Origin of the sequence: uncultured Aquimarina sp. (assembly GCF_947492115.1) — a bacterium.
Classification (GTDB): domain Bacteria; phylum Bacteroidota; class Bacteroidia; order Flavobacteriales; family Flavobacteriaceae; genus Aquimarina.
Genome location: NZ_CANLMM010000005.1, coordinates 42,568 through 57,992, shown reverse-complemented (window position 1 = coordinate 57,992; position 15,425 = coordinate 42,568). Strand labels below are relative to the sequence as shown.

The 15,425-nt window shown below is 34.7% G+C and carries 10 protein-coding genes; 6 read left to right on the top strand and 4 right to left on the bottom strand.

The features are described from left to right. Positions 1–24 precede the first annotated feature (24 nt). Positions 25–2,454 (top strand): trypsin-like peptidase domain-containing protein, encoded by a 2,430-nt coding sequence (locus Q1A73_RS15920; protein WP_299607339.1) that lies wholly within the window; start codon positions 25–27, stop codon positions 2,452–2,454. A 167-nt stretch (positions 2,455–2,621) separates the two neighbouring features. Beyond that, positions 2,622–2,960, top strand: coding sequence for a DUF4870 domain-containing protein (locus tag Q1A73_RS15915; RefSeq protein ID WP_299607338.1), 339 nt, complete (start codon positions 2,622–2,624; stop codon positions 2,958–2,960). 66 nt (positions 2,961–3,026) lie between these two features. Here the strand turns inward: Q1A73_RS15915 and amt are convergent, their stop codons facing one another. Together amt and Q1A73_RS15905 are read right to left on the bottom strand one after the other, a co-directional pair. After that, on the bottom strand, positions 3,027–4,328 hold the full coding sequence (gene amt / locus Q1A73_RS15910; protein ID WP_299607337.1) for an ammonium transporter: 1,302 nt from the start codon (positions 4,326–4,328) through the stop codon (positions 3,027–3,029). Positions 4,329–4,364: 36 nt separating this feature from the next. Then, a complete protein-coding gene (locus tag Q1A73_RS15905; RefSeq protein WP_219010207.1) occupies positions 4,365–4,703 on the bottom strand; it encodes a P-II family nitrogen regulator in 339 nt (112 codons plus the stop codon). Between the two features lie 438 nt (positions 4,704–5,141). On the opposite strand from Q1A73_RS15905, the gene gltB reads away from it, so the two are divergent. Then, positions 5,142–9,641 (top strand): glutamate synthase large subunit, encoded by a 4,500-nt coding sequence (gene gltB, locus Q1A73_RS15900; RefSeq protein ID WP_299607334.1) that lies wholly within the window; start codon positions 5,142–5,144, stop codon positions 9,639–9,641. Between the two features lie 12 nt (positions 9,642–9,653). Beyond that, a complete protein-coding gene (locus Q1A73_RS15895; protein WP_299607333.1) occupies positions 9,654–11,117 on the top strand; it encodes a glutamate synthase subunit beta in 1,464 nt (487 codons plus the stop codon). 82 nt (positions 11,118–11,199) lie between these two features. Here Q1A73_RS15895 and Q1A73_RS15890 read toward each other — a convergent pair whose 3' ends face one another. Together Q1A73_RS15890 and Q1A73_RS15885 are read right to left on the bottom strand one after the other, a co-directional pair. Next, positions 11,200–11,934 carry a LytTR family DNA-binding domain-containing protein gene (locus Q1A73_RS15890; RefSeq protein WP_299607331.1) on the bottom strand — a complete coding sequence of 245 codons (735 nt, stop codon included), beginning with the start codon at positions 11,932–11,934 and terminating at the stop codon, positions 11,200–11,202. A gap of 11 nt (positions 11,935–11,945) precedes the next feature. Next, positions 11,946–13,109 carry a histidine kinase gene (locus Q1A73_RS15885; protein WP_299607329.1) on the bottom strand — a complete coding sequence of 388 codons (1,164 nt, stop codon included), beginning with the start codon at positions 13,107–13,109 and terminating at the stop codon, positions 11,946–11,948. Positions 13,110–13,353: 244 nt separating this feature from the next. Between Q1A73_RS15885 and Q1A73_RS15880 the strand changes: the two genes are divergently transcribed. Both Q1A73_RS15880 and Q1A73_RS15875 read left to right on the top strand, forming a co-directional pair. Then, positions 13,354–14,295, top strand: a complete 942-nt coding sequence (locus Q1A73_RS15880; RefSeq protein ID WP_299607327.1) for a hypothetical protein — start codon at positions 13,354–13,356, stop codon at positions 14,293–14,295. 18 nt (positions 14,296–14,313) lie between these two features. Further along, positions 14,314–15,375, top strand: a complete 1,062-nt coding sequence (locus Q1A73_RS15875; protein WP_299607325.1) for an alpha/beta hydrolase-fold protein — start codon at positions 14,314–14,316, stop codon at positions 15,373–15,375. Positions 15,376–15,425: the final 50 nt, after the last annotated feature.

Here is a 15,425-nt window from a genome sequence, read left to right as displayed (position 1 = left end):
TCTATATACTAAACTTTTATTTTTATGAATTTTCACAGCACAAACTCAATTAGCAGAAGCAAACTGCTAATCAAACACAAATTATCTACTGTCATATGCGCAGTAATTATGCTAATTCCTTTTGTCAATTTTGCACAAACGCAGAATTTAGCTAGACATGAAACACCATATAATCTGACTCTAAAATCAGACGACATTTCAGGTAAAAGTGGATCTAATACAATAACAGAAAATGTTTCGGAAAAGGGAGCAACTTGGCTTCGTTTATTCTTTAAGGATGTAAATCTTGGTAAGAATAGTACCATAACTATCACCTCAAAATTAGACGGCGCTACTCAAGTGTTAAACTCACAAACAATTAAGGATTGGAAAAATTCAAGTGCATATTTTAATGGTGACGAAGTAACGGTAACTTTAACAATTGCACCTAATGATGCTACAGCTAATATCAACATTTATGAGTTAAGTGTTGGGGAATTGGATCCGACTGTTAAATCTCAATGTGGATCCGCAGATGATCGTATCGACTCTACTGATGATGCGATTGGAAGAATTGTACCTATCGGTTGTACTGGATGGATCATCACCAATGGGAAATTTGTAACTGCTGGGCATTGTTTAACCAGTAGATCTGAAATTATTGAATTTAATGTACCTAAATCTAATCCTGATAGAACGATAGTACATCCTGGACCTGAGGATCAATATCCAATAGGTAATTTTGTTTCTCCATATATCAATAGTCCTAGTCAAGCTAATGACTGGGGTGTTTTTGAAGCAAGTGCCAATTCTCAGACTGGTTTAACACCTTTACAAGCACAAGGAAAATCGTTCAATGTAGTACAGGATGCTCCTGGAAACACAATTAGAATTACTGGATTTGGTACCGATACAGGAATCGATAACCAAACACAGCAAACACATTCAGGACCATTAGCTAGTGTAACTAATACATTCGTACGATATAGAGCAGATACTACTGGAGGTAACTCTGGGAGTCCAATCATAGATGAAGCGACTGGTAATGCAGTTGGAGTTCATGCCTATGGAGGTTGTACAAGCTCTGGAGGTTCTAACTCTGGAGAAAGAGCAACCATTCCTGCTTTTTGGGATGCTATGGGATTAGGAACACCTCCGCCACCACCAAATGAAGATTGTACAGGAGATATTTCTTCATTCCCATATTCAGAAAGTTTTGAAGGATCGATAGGAGCGTGGTCACAATCCTCAAGTGATGATATTAACTGGACAGTAAACTCCGGAGGAACACCTTCTAACGGAACTGGACCGAGTGGAGCAGTTGACGGTTCTTCATATATATATGTAGAAGCTTCAGGAAATGGAACAGGATATCCATCTAAACAAGCAATTCTTAATTCTCCTTGTTTAGATTTTAACGGAGTTTCTTCTCCAACACTAAGCTTTCAGTATCATATGGTTGGTAATGCTGTAGGATCATTAAATGTAGAAGCAAGAACAAATAATTCAGGTAACTGGACTAGTGTATTCAGTAGATCTGGTTCACAAGGATCTAACTGGAATGAAGCTAGTATTGATCTTTCTGCTTATGCAGGAAATTCTAGTGTACAGTTACGATTAAATGTAGTTACTGGAACTAGCTGGCAAGGAGATATTACTATTGATGATTTAAGTATCACAAATGGTTCAACTCCACCGCCTCCAACATGTGATGCAATCGACTTTAATGATTTTACAATCACAGGTTTCTCAAATCAAGATGCAGCTGGAAATTACTCAATTACCAATGGAGGAGCATCAATATCCATGCAAAATAATACTTGGAAATATATTGCATTGAATTATACCGTAACTGCTAACACCGTTATTGAATTTGATTTTAGCAGTTCAAGTCAGGGAGAAATTCATGGAATAGGATTCGAGGATGATAATGCTTTAACATCTAGTCGATATTTTAAAGTTCATGGAACTCAGAATTATGGAGTGACTAATTTTGATAACTATTCTGGAGGAACAACTACATATACGATACCTGTAGGAAACTTCTATACAGGTACAATGGATAGATTAGTATTTATTAACGATAATGATGCTGGTAGTGGTAACACATCAGTATTCTCCAACGTTAAGATTTACGAAGGATCTTGTGGTCAATCGGCTAGTGCAGAAAGTTTAGTAGCAGAATTAGCATCTACAGAGGCAATCTTAGGTGATGAACCAGAAGGAATTTTTGCAGATGTTCGCATTTCACCAAACCCTGCAAGGAATAACTTCTCTATACATCTAGATTCTTATGTTAAAGATGCAAAAGCGACTATATTCTCTATTTTGGGTCGTAGACAAGCAGTTATTGAATTACAATCAGGAGTTAATACCATTTCTGCCAAAAACTTCTCAATGTCACAAGGTATCTATTTAATAAGAATAGAAAGTGACGGAGAATCAACCACACAAAAACTAATCATCAATCAATAAAAAGATATAGAATTAAATTTAGTTATATAAAGGAAGCATCCCAATTAGGGATGCTTTTTTTGTGATCACAAATATGTAACATTTTTAAAAGTTTTGCGTCATATAGATAAAGAGTGCTAATTTTATTAGCAATCAAAACTATCATCAACCAAAAAACATAAATAATCATGAGACAAGACAAATCATTATTAGTAATTACCCATTTATCACAGTTATTAGACTTAGTAACCGGATTTGGAGGGTTTATAGTTCCTTTAATACTTTGGTTAACCCAAAGAGAGCAGGTATTGGCAATGGATAATCATGGAAAATCCATTATGAATTTTCAAATAAGTATGTTTATCTATGCGATTGTGTGTATTCCATTAATATTATTATTTGGATTAGGAATACTTGGTTTGATATTAATAGGAATTCTATGTATCGTATTTCCAATTATCAATGCTATAAAAGCAAGCAACGGAGAAGAACCTTCATATCCATTATCGATGGAGATTATAAAATAAACTAAACAAAAAGGAGTGCTGTAAATACAACACTCCTTTTATTACTTTTAATGTTCTGCTAACTATTTAGCTATCACTTCCGTAAACACTTACACCGTGTTCGTGAACATCTAATCCATCAATTTCTTCTTTTTCAGAAACACGAAGTCCAATCGTTTTCTTCAATATAATTAATACGATGAAACTCGTTACTACAGCCCATCCTATGTATGCTAATGTACCGATAGTTTGACTTGCTAAAAGTCCAGCTCCACCACCGTAGAATAAACCACCTTCTTTTGCAAATAAACCGATCAATACAGTTCCTAAGAAACCACAAGTTCCATGAACGGAAATAGCTCCTACTGGATCATCTATTTTAAGTACTTTATCAAGTAATTCGATAGAGAACACAACAGCGATACCACATATTAAACCGATCCATAGTGCACCGAATTGACTTACTGCACCACATCCTGCTGTAATACCAACTAATCCTGCTAATGCTCCATTTAATGTCATTGAAACATCTGGTTTTCCATATTTGATCCAAGTAAGGAATAAAGCAGCAACAGCACCAACGGCAGCGGCTATATTTGTATTAATAAGAACACTACCAGCAGCAATAGTATCATCACCACCCCATGCTAATTGTGATCCACCGTTAAATCCGAACCATCCTAACCAAAGGATAAGAACCCCAAGAGCACCAAATAACATATTGTGTCCAGGAATCACGTTTACTTTTCCATTTTCATATTTACCAATACGTGGTCCAACTAATTTTGCAGCTACTAATGCAGCACCACCACCAACAGCGTGCACTACAGAAGATCCTGCAAAGTCAACAAAGTTTGGAAGTCCCATACTTTTCTCTAATGTGTTTAACCAAGCACTGTCGTCAAAAGGCCAATACCAGCTACCCGAAATTGGATAAATGATTGCTGTAAGCACAAAAGAAAATATTAAATACGTTGAAAATTTAGTACGCCCTGCAATGGCTCCAGAAACAATAGTTGCAGCAGTTGCACAGAATACCGTTTGGAAAAATAGATTATACCAATCGTCAGCATGAAAAAAGGCATATCCTTGATCCGCAGAACTCCATCTGAAAAAACCACCAGCAATTACTTCGTCTCCATACATAATTGCATAACCGATTGCCCAGAACATTATAGAACCGATAGAAAGGTCCATAATATTTTTCATAACGATATTTACAGCATTTTTACTTCTGGTAAAACCTACTTCTACCAAGGTAAATCCTGCCTGCATAAAGAAAACTAGGATCGCAGAAAGCGTGATCCATAAAGCACCCATGTCCCCGTTGATTCCTTCCACGGCTGCTTTTACTGCTTCTTGTACGTCTGGTTGTTGTATATAACTCATAAAATTTAGTTTTAGTTGATCTTTGTTGTATTAAGATTATGATAAGGTAATCCCCCCTTTTTCTGATGTACGAATTCTATAGGCTTCTTTTATATCTGAAACAAATATTTTTCCATCACCAACTTCACCTGTTTTAGCAGCTTCTAAAATAGCAGCAATAGCTACTTCTTCGAAGTCATCGTTTACAACGATCGATAAATAACGTCTTTGGATATCAGTAGTACTGTAAGAGATACCACGGTATACACTCCCTTTTTTCTCATTACCTACACCCGTTACATCCCAATAAGAAAAGAACGTAATGCCTTTTTCGTGAAGTGCTTCTTTAACCACACGATATTTTGATCTTCTGATGATTGCTTCTATTTTCTTCATAAAGACTAAAAAGTTAAAATTAATGTTAAATCTCTGTCAAAAATATGTGAATTACTTTTTAGCCTCAAAATTTATAAGGGTATTCATGTTATTTTTATCATTTTAAAATATTTACCCCCTAAAAAATTAGGGGTATGTATTTTTTCAAGAAATAACTGAGGATTTCGCAGTGAAAGATTGATGTTTTTTTACGAAAACGTTTTCATTTATTTTTTTTAGCCTAAAATGCTGTAATACCTACGATTAATAAAGGTTTTTTGAAGAAAATCGCGTTATTAAATTCGTAATTTCAAGTCTTTATTTTAGGATTATATTAGTTAAATAGTCCTTTTTTTATCGAGCTCAAAAAAACGATGTTCCATACGCGGTTTTTCTTTCCCCTTCCTTAAGGTTTTGTTAATTTCAACAACTTGAAACACTATTTAGATCGGAAATAACATGAAGAAACAAGGAATGTATCTGCCAGAATTCGAACACGACGCGTGTGGTGCTGGATTTATCTGTAGCTTAGAAGGTAAAAAGTCTAATGACATCATACATAAAGCACTAGAAATTCTGGAAAAATTAGAACATCGTGGAGCGGTAAGCTCAGATGGAAAGACAGGAGATGGAGCAGGAATACTAATAGATATACCACATGATTTCTTTTTAGAAAATTGTGAGTTTGATTTACCCGAAGCAGGAGAATATGCTGTAAGTAATGTGTTCTTACCCAAAAAAGAAAACCAGAGACAATATTGTATAGATACTTTCGAAAGAAATATCGAAAATCAAGGGTTGGTATTATTAGGATGGAGAGATGTTCCTGTAGACACGGTACACTTAGGAGAAATAGCTGCTACAACAGAGCCTTTTATCAAACAAATATTTATTGGTAAGAATTCTAAGGATCAAAGTTATTTTGATTTTAACCTTAAATTATTCACGGCTAGAAAAATAACAGAACACGAAATTTACAGTTCTAAGTTATCCGAGAATAAATTCTTTTACCTACCAAGTTTGTCTACAAAGACTTTAATTTTTAAAGGTCTTTTGATGCCAGAGGATATTAAATTGTATTATACGGATTTAATGGATCCAAAAGTTGTAACAAGGCTTGCTTTGGTGCATCAACGTTTTTCTACCAATACATTTCCTACTTGGGATTTAGCACAACCTTTCCGATATATGTGTCATAATGGCGAAATCAATACACTTAGAGGTAATGTAACCAGAATGCGATCTAGAGAAGAATTATTAGCTAGTGATTGGTTTGGAGATGATATAAAAAAGATTTTACCGGTAGTATTAAAAGGTAAATCCGATTCTGCATCTATGGATATGGTTGTGGAGCTATTATTAATGACAGGTAGATCTTTACCAGAGGTAATGATGATGATGGTACCTGAAGCTTGGGAAAAGAATCCAGAAATGTCAGAAGCGAAAAAGGCTTTTTATGAATACAATTCTTGTGCGATGGAACCTTGGGATGGTCCAGCTTCTATACCTTTTACAGATGGAAATTATATTGGAGCTGTACTGGATAGAAATGGATTAAGACCCTCTAGATATACCGTAACCAAGAATGGATATGTAATCATGTCTTCTGAGACGGGAGTAGTTGATATTGCACCAGAAAATATAGAATTTCATGGTCGCCTAGAACCTGGGAAAATGTTCTTGGTAAATATGGATGAAGGGCGAATTGTAAATGACGAGGAAATTAAGGAAGAAATAGCAGCCAAACATCCGTATAGAAAGTGGATTGATAGCAGTTTAGTGCATTTAAAAGATATACCTTATAATGATTGTCCTTTATTCTTAGGAGAAGAAACAATTGCTAAACGAAAAGAAGTATTTGGATATACTCAAGAAGATATCGATACGATTATCGTACCTATGAGTCAGTTAGCAAAGGAACCTATAGGTTCTATGGGATCAGATACCCCAATTGCGGTGCTTTCACAAAGGTCTCAACTGATTTACAATTATTTCAAGCAATTGTTTGCACAGGTAACGAATCCTCCATTAGATGGAATTCGTGAAGAATTAATCACTGATATCAGTCTTACCTTAGGGGCAGATCATAATATTTTTGATATTAATGAAAAGCACTGTAATAAATTAAAAATTCAGAATCCGGTTATATCTAAAGAGGATCTTGATAAAATTAAAACGTATACAGATAAAGGTTTTAAAGCTACTTCTGTATCCATGTTATACAACATTAATCGTGGACTTAATGGGTTAGAAGATGCTTTAGATACCATGTTAGATAAAGTTTCTGAAGCAATCGATGACGGAAGTAATATAATCATTCTTTCTGATAGAAATATCAGTAAACATAGAGCGCCAATACCAGCATTGTTAGCTTGTTCTTTTGTGAATAGCGGATTACAAAAATTAGGAAAACGTTCTCAGGTTAGTATCATTATAGAATCAGCAGAACCAAGAGAAGTGCACCATTTTGCGCTACTATTTGGATATGGCGCAAGTGCTATTAATCCTTATATGGTAAATGAGATTATCAAAGAGCAAATTGAAGATAATAATATTACCGCTTTAGAAGCAGAAGCAGCTATAAATAATTACAATAAAGCTGTTGGGAAAGGAGTATTAAAGGTAATGAACAAAATAGGTATTTCTACATTGAATTCTTACCGTAGTTCTCAGTTGTTCGAATGTATTGGAATCAACACACAAGTGGTAGATAAGTATTTCCCAAATACTGCTACTCGTATACAAGGAATTGGATTATACGAAATAGAAAAAGAAATAGCGAAACGTCATAAAAGAGCATATATCGAAAGAGAAGTAGATGCTTCTTTAGATCTTGAAATAGGAGGGCAGTATAGATGGAGACGTAATGGAGAGAAACACCAGTTTAATCCATTGTCTGTTGCTAAATTGCAAAAATCGGTAAGAGACAATGACCCTAAGACCTATAAAGAATATGCTGCGTTAATCAATGAGCAATCCAAAGATCTTATGACGATTAGAGGATTATTAGAATTCTCTAATTACGATCCTATTCCTTTGTATGAGGTAGAACCGTGGACAGAAATCGTAAAACGTTTCAAAACAGGAGCGATGTCATACGGATCGATTAGTAAAGAAGCTCATGAGAACCTAGCGGTGGCAATGAATCGTATTGGAGGAAAAAGTAATTCGGGAGAAGGAGGAGAAAATCCATTGCGTTTTTATAAAGATGTAAATGGTGATTGGAAGAACAGTGCTATTAAGCAAGTTGCTTCGGGTAGATTTGGAGTTTCTTCTAACTATCTTACCAATGCTGCTGAGATTCAAATAAAAATGGCTCAGGGAGCAAAACCAGGAGAAGGAGGACAATTACCAGGACCTAAAGTAAATCCTGAGATTGCCAAAACACGTAATTCTACACCGTACGTAGGATTGATTTCGCCACCACCACATCACGATATCTATTCTATAGAAGATTTGTCGCAGTTAATCTATGACCTAAAATCTGCGAATAGAGATGCACGAATTAATGTGAAATTAGTATCAGAAGTAGGAGTTGGTACTGTTGCCGCAGGTGTGGCTAAAGCAAAAGCGGACGTAATTCTTATATCTGGATTCGATGGAGGAACAGGAGCATCACCATTAACTTCTCTAAAACACGCTGGTTTGCCTTGGGAGCTGGGAATCGCAGAAGCGCAGCAGACTTTGGTAGGAAATAACCTAAGAAGTCGTATTGTATTAGAATGTGATGGTCAGTTAAAAACAGGAAGAGATGTAGCGGTTGCTTGTTTATTAGGAGCGGAAGAATTTGGATTTGCAACAGCGCCGTTAGTAGCTTCTGGTTGTATAATGATGAGAGTTTGTCACTTGAATACCTGTCCTGTTGGAATTGCTACCCAGAATCCTGAATTGCGCAAGAAATTCAAAGGAAAACCTGAGCATGTAGTAAATTATATGTATTTCGTGGCTCAAGAGCTAAGAGAAATAATGGCAAAGCTTGGTTTTAGAACTATCGATGAAATGGTAGGACAAGTACATAAATTAGATCGTAAAAAAGCAATTGAGCATTACAAAACGGCAGGAGTAGATCTTTCTCCAATTTTGCATCAGGTAGAAGCACCAGAAGGTGTTGGTATTTACAATTCTGAAATGCAAGATCATGGTTTAGGAAGATCCATAGATTTTGAAATTATCGAGCAGGCTCACCAGGCATTATTTAGAAAAGAAAAAACCACCTTGGATTTTGATATTACTAATACAGATAGAGCAGTAGGAGCGATTCTAAGTAATGAGATTTCTAAGATATATGGAGCGCAAGGTCTTCCAGATAGCACATTGAAATTAAACTTTACTGGAGCAGCAGGACAAAGCTTCGGAGCATTTGCTACCAAAGGTCTTACCATGGTGGTTAATGGTAATACTAATGATTATTTAGGTAAAGGATTATCTGGAGCTAAATTAATTATTAAAGTACCAGACGAAGCGACATTAATTCCTGAAAATAATGTGATTACAGGTAATGTAACCTTATATGGAGCCACAGATGGAGAAGTGTATATCAATGGTAAAGCAGGTGAGCGATTCTGTGTTCGTAATTCTGGTGCCAAAGCAGTAGTGGAAGGTATTGGAGATCATGGATGTGAATATATGACTGGTGGTGTTGCCGTAATTCTTGGAGAGGTTGGTAGAAACTTCGGAGCTGGAATGTCTGGTGGAATAGCATATATCTATGATGACAAGAAAACATTTGAAGCACATTGCAATAAAGAAGCTTTAAACCTGGATCCCGTAGTGATTCCTGAGGATGTTAAAGAGTTAAAAGATTTAATAGAGTCACATTATAATGCCACGTTAAGTCCATTAGCTCAGAGAATTCTTGAAAACTGGGAAAGTGAATTACCAAAGTTCATCAAAATATTCCCAGAAGAATATAAGCAAGCATTAAAACGATTAGAAGAAGAAAAATTAGCACAAGCATAAACGATAATAAACATGGGAAAGACAACTGGATTTTTAGAATTTGAAAGAGAGACGGAACAGTATGAACCTGTTAAAGATCGTATAAAAGGATATAAAGAGTTTACCGTTCCTATGACGGAAAGTAAACTTAAAGACCAAGGAGCAAGATGTATGGATTGCGGAATTCCATTTTGCCATAGCGGATGCCCGTTAGGAAATCTAATACCTGATTTTAATGATGCGGTATATCGTGGGAAATGGGAGAAAGCAACACGCATTTTACACTCCACAAATAATTTTCCCGAGTTTACAGGGAGATTATGTCCGGCACCTTGCGAAGAAGCTTGTGTTTTAGGGATTAACGAAGATCCCGTAACCATAGAAAATATTGAAAAAAATATTGTCGAAGAAGCTTTTAAAAATGGATGGATTAAAGCTAATCCTCCCAAAGAAAGAACAGGTAAAACAGTAGCGGTTATTGGATCAGGTCCTGCTGGATTAGCAACAGCACAACAATTGAACCGTGCGGGTCATTTGGTGACTGTTTTTGAGAGAGACGAGAAGGTAGGAGGGTTACTTCGATATGGAATTCCGGATTTTAAGATGGAGAAAAATGTAATCGATCGTCGAATTGAAGTTTTAGAAGAAGAAGGAATTATTTTTAAAACAAATACCTTTATCGGAAAAGATGTAAAAGCAGATGCATTAAAAGAAGATTTTGATGCAGTTGTATTATGCACAGGAGCAACGGTTCGAAGAAATTTACCAGTAAAAGGTTCTGATCTAAAAGGTGTAGTGCAAGCAATGGACTTTTTACCACAAAACAATCGAAGAGTTGATGGTATTAAGGATTTGGGAGAAGAAATTTTAGCTACAGGAAAAGATGTTATCGTTATCGGTGGTGGAGATACAGGATCTGATTGTATAGGAACTTCTGTACGTCATGGAGCTACTTCTGTGACTAATTTTGAAATTATGGGTAAAGGTACTACAGCTAGACCCGCGAATCAGCCTTGGCCGTTTTGGCCAATGAGATTGCGTACAAGTTCTTCTCATGAAGAAGGAGTAGAGCGTAACTGGAGTATATCTACAAAGGAATTTTTAGGAGATGAAAATGGAAATCTGAAAGGATTAATAACATCTGAGGTAGAATGGATCAAAGAAAATGGACGTTTTACACTAAAAGAAGTTCCTAATACCGAAAAAGAGTGGAAGTGTGAGCTAGCATTACTAGCACTTGGATTTACTGGTTCAGAACCTACTATCGCAGAACAGTTAGGTGTTGATATGGATGCTAGAACAAATATCCAGGCTTCAGAAGATAATTATGCTACCAATGTAAAAGGAGTTTTTGCAGCTGGAGATACAAGAAGAGGTCAGTCTCTAATTGTATGGGCTATTGCCGAAGGAAGACAAGCAGCATATCATGTAGATACATATTTAATGGGAAGCTCTAATCTACCACTAAAAGGAGATGGAGATTTACCAAGAATTTAGTTTTTTAGAATCTAATATTCAATATTAGTGTTAATTAAAGGCTGCTAGTGAGCGTATGTGCTAGCAGCCTTTTTTTTGGATACTATTTTTTGAGAATTTTATTGTGTACGATCTTTTCCATTATTTTAGATCTATAATTTCTGCCTAATGGAATATGATTAGATGCAATAGTAATCCCCTCCGCTTCTATAGAATCAATTTTATGGATACAAACGATATAAGATTTATGAACCTGCAGAAAAATATCAGCATCTAATTGCTTGGCAACTTCCTTTAGAGGAATTAGAGAGAGATATTTTTTTCCATCAGCCGTATGAAATGCCACGTAGTTTTGCATGGATTTTATAAAGAGAATATCATCAAAATATAACTTTTTATAACTGTTGTCACATTTTATAAAAACATAATCTGATGTTGTAGTATCATTAGCAGATATAGTTTCAGTTTTGTTATTGAGCAAGAGATATTGCTCCTTTACCTTACAAACCGCTTTAAAAAAACGAGTAAAAGTAATTGGTTTTAATAGGTAATCCATTACGTCTAAATCAAAGCCTTCTAAAGCGTAATTCGGAAATGCGGTCGTAATGATGACCATCGGTTTAGATTTCATGGATTTCAGAAATTCGATTCCATTCATTCTAGGCATTTGAATATCTAGAAATAAAAGATCTGCTTCGTGAGCATTCTTAATTTTAGTCATTTCTAATGGATTTGAACAGCTACCATGTAATACTAAAAAATCTACCTCTGCTATATAATTCGAAATACACTCTCTTGCTAAAGGTTCGTCATCAATTACAATACATTTTAAAACCATACTTTATTTTTTTAAGATTGTAATGAGGTAATTGGATTGATTATCGGTTCCGAAGAAATAGAGAGCGATTGTAACAATAATTGAAGCTCTATCGTAAATATATTATTGGTTTTTTGAATATCAAGATGATATTGGTTTTTGTATACTAAATCCAATCGTCTTCTAACATTTTTCAAACCAATTCCGCTATTTTTCATAAGATCCTCAGCATTATAATTATCATAATTATTAATGCTATTTTTTATTCTAAAGAGTATTTTCTCCTCGTAACAATGAAGCTCAATTTCAATCCAGTTTTTTTGATCTTCTCCAAGAGAAACATGTTTAAAAGCATTTTCTACAAAAGGCATTAGAATAAACGGAGCAATTGAGATATTACCATATGCCTGATCTTTAATAGTAGTCGTAACTTTAACTGTATTGTCTAGTCTTAATTTTCCGAGGTTAATAAAATTTTTTAAGTAATTAATTTCCTTTTCTAATGGGATCTTAGATTCATTGCACTCATAGAGTTGATATCTCATGAGATCAGAAAAATTGGCTAAGGATTCAGAAGCCATGTCAGGGTTTTTATGGATCAAAACAAAGATAGAGTTGATGGTATTAAATAAGAAGTGAGGATTAAATTGAGATTTTAGAAATTTAAGTTCTGTTTCAATTTTTTCCTTTTCTAACAATTGCTGTTGTTGTTGAGATTTAATCCAATTTTTGGTAAGCTTTATACTCATTGCTAAGGTCATACTAGCCAGTGTAGAGGATATAGGTCCAGACCTTAGAAGTTTTGAAAAACTTTGATTGTCAAATAGCTCCGCAACAGTTGAATTTGCCACGTATGCTGTTACATAATAACCAGAAGTAAGAATAAATACAGTAACCAATATCGTTGCACCGAAAAAAAGAAGATAGGTAAGATATTTTCTTTTCTCTAGGAATTTAGGAATGAGGTAATATAAATTGAAATATACTGCTGCTGCCTGGAAAACAAAATAGAACAGAAATTTTACATTATATGGTGGAAAGAAAATATTATACGCAGCTTCTTTTGCACTTCCTATTCCAATAGCCCACCACATATAATGATATACAAACCAAAATAAAAGATGGTACACTTTATAACGGTATAAAACGTTCAGAATTTTAGAGTTCTTAAAGGTATCCAAGGATATAACAGACATACATGTATTACTTACAACTCATTAAAATAAGAAAATAGTTGCTAACCCTACTGCTCTTAATTGATTTATTGATCAACAGCGCTAAATTATTGACGAACGCAAAAAAACTCGTCTTTTTTAATCTCTTTTTTTACAGACTCCTAAAATTCGTCGAACATCAATACTTCAGTTCGTTTGATCAATTTAGTGTGTTAACAAGTTCATATTCAGAATATTTTAGCATAAATCACAAAACAAAACCATTATGAGACTTGTCCAAACATGCTTAAGTTTCTTGTTTTTAATTACTATTTGTTTTCAAGAAACACAGGCAAATACTACTCTGATAGATGAAGTAAGTATAGAAAAACAGCTTAGTGAGTTTATTAGAGACTACAATAAGGGAATGCAATCATCTAATGCAGAAATCATCGTGAAACATTATGATAAAGAAATGTATTTAATGCCAGCATTTCAAAAAACACTACTCGGAAAAGAGAATGCATTCTTATATCACAAAGCTTTCTTCGATCGATTTGATATTCTGGCATATGAAAGAGAAAATTTCGAAACCTTGGATTTAGGATCACAACTCTGTGTATTGGGCGAATTTAAGATGAAGGTTCGATTAAAAAATGAAACTCAAGTAGTGGAGTTAAATGGAAAGTATATGGATATATGGAAAAAAGGGCAAACAGATATTACTTTGATTTCTGAAATATGGAATTATAATCATCATACAGATCTTACCGAACAGCTAAAGTTTAACGATGTTCCGGGAACAGTACTTGCTTATCAAGGACACTTGCCGATTAATGATAATATCCGATTTGAAATAGCTTCTATTAACCATTTTACAGAAGAGTTTATAGCGCATCGGGATCATACCTTATGGAAACAATTATATGCAAAAGACGCGATTACATTGTTTAGCTATAAACCAGTTTTTAAAGATAAAAACGCCTTAGATCAATTTATAAAAGATCATGTAGCGGAGCTTCCAATTTTCGAAAAACTAGATATCAGGAATAATTATATCAATGATCTTGGAGAATATGTGGTGAACTATGCAAGTCATATCGCAAACTGGAGAAATAATGAATATTCTGGAATTAGTACGGGTAAAGGAATAAAAATATGGCGAAGAGCACCAAATGGAACACTAAAAATAGTAAGGCAAATATCTACTTACGATTACAACTATTAATTTGAAAATCATTCTCTTATGCAATATTTCAAGCTAGCTTTACTTCCTTTTCTGATGATTTTTGTGATGAATGATTCTTCTGCACAATACAAGATGAAGGGAAACATAGTAGAAGACGTTATACCATCAAAGGTTTTAAAAAAGAATAAAATTGGATTAAACGCTACAAGAAAAATCAAAATTTACCTTCCACCGGGTTATTCATCATCAAAAAAAACATATCCAGTAGTTTATTATTTACATAGCCTTTTTGAAAATATAAACCGTGTAGTTTCTGATCAAAAAACTCCAGAAATTATCGATAAAAGTATCATGTCTAGCGCATCGAAGGAGTTTGTTTTCGTGGTAGCAGACTTCAGTTCTCCAACAGTAGGAAGTCTGTATGAGAACTCGGAAACTAGTGGTTTGTGGTTAGACTTCATTAGCAAAGAACTAGTTCCTTTCATAGATCAAAAGTATAGAACTATTTCTGATAAAAATAGTAGAGCTGTGATTGGACATTTTATGGGAGGCAGAGGAGCGCTTAAAGTTGCTATGGAATATCCCGAAATGTTTACTGTTGTATATGCTTTGCATCCTGTGGCTACTGGTTCTGGATACCTTCCCAGAGTTTCTTTGGGTGTAGATTGGGAAAAAATACATCAGGCTAATTCATTTGAAGAAGTAGGAGAAGATATAAGAACCAAAATTTTCACTAGTGTATGTCAGGCGTTTCTTCCAAACATCAATCGTGCTCCTTTGTATTGTGATTTTTTGTTCGAAAAAGATGAGAATGGACAACTAAAACTGCATCCAAATAATGTAAGAAAAGAACAAAAAGAGTTTCACTTAGATGAACGATTAGATGATTACGCAGAAAATCTTCGAAGTCTTAAAGCGATTGCTTTTGATTGGGCAAGATTTGATCAGACACAAGCTCATGTGATTTCTAATCGAAGATTTAGTAAAAAATTGATGGATCTTAATGTTGATCATCAGGGTGACGAGTTTGTAGGCGATCCGTGGAATAAATATTGGGGCGATGATGGTCGCATAGCGACTAGAGTTTTACCTTTTTTAAATAAACATTTATCGTTTTAATATTAAATCTAACAAAGCATGATGATAAGACGGATTCTTATATGGTTAGT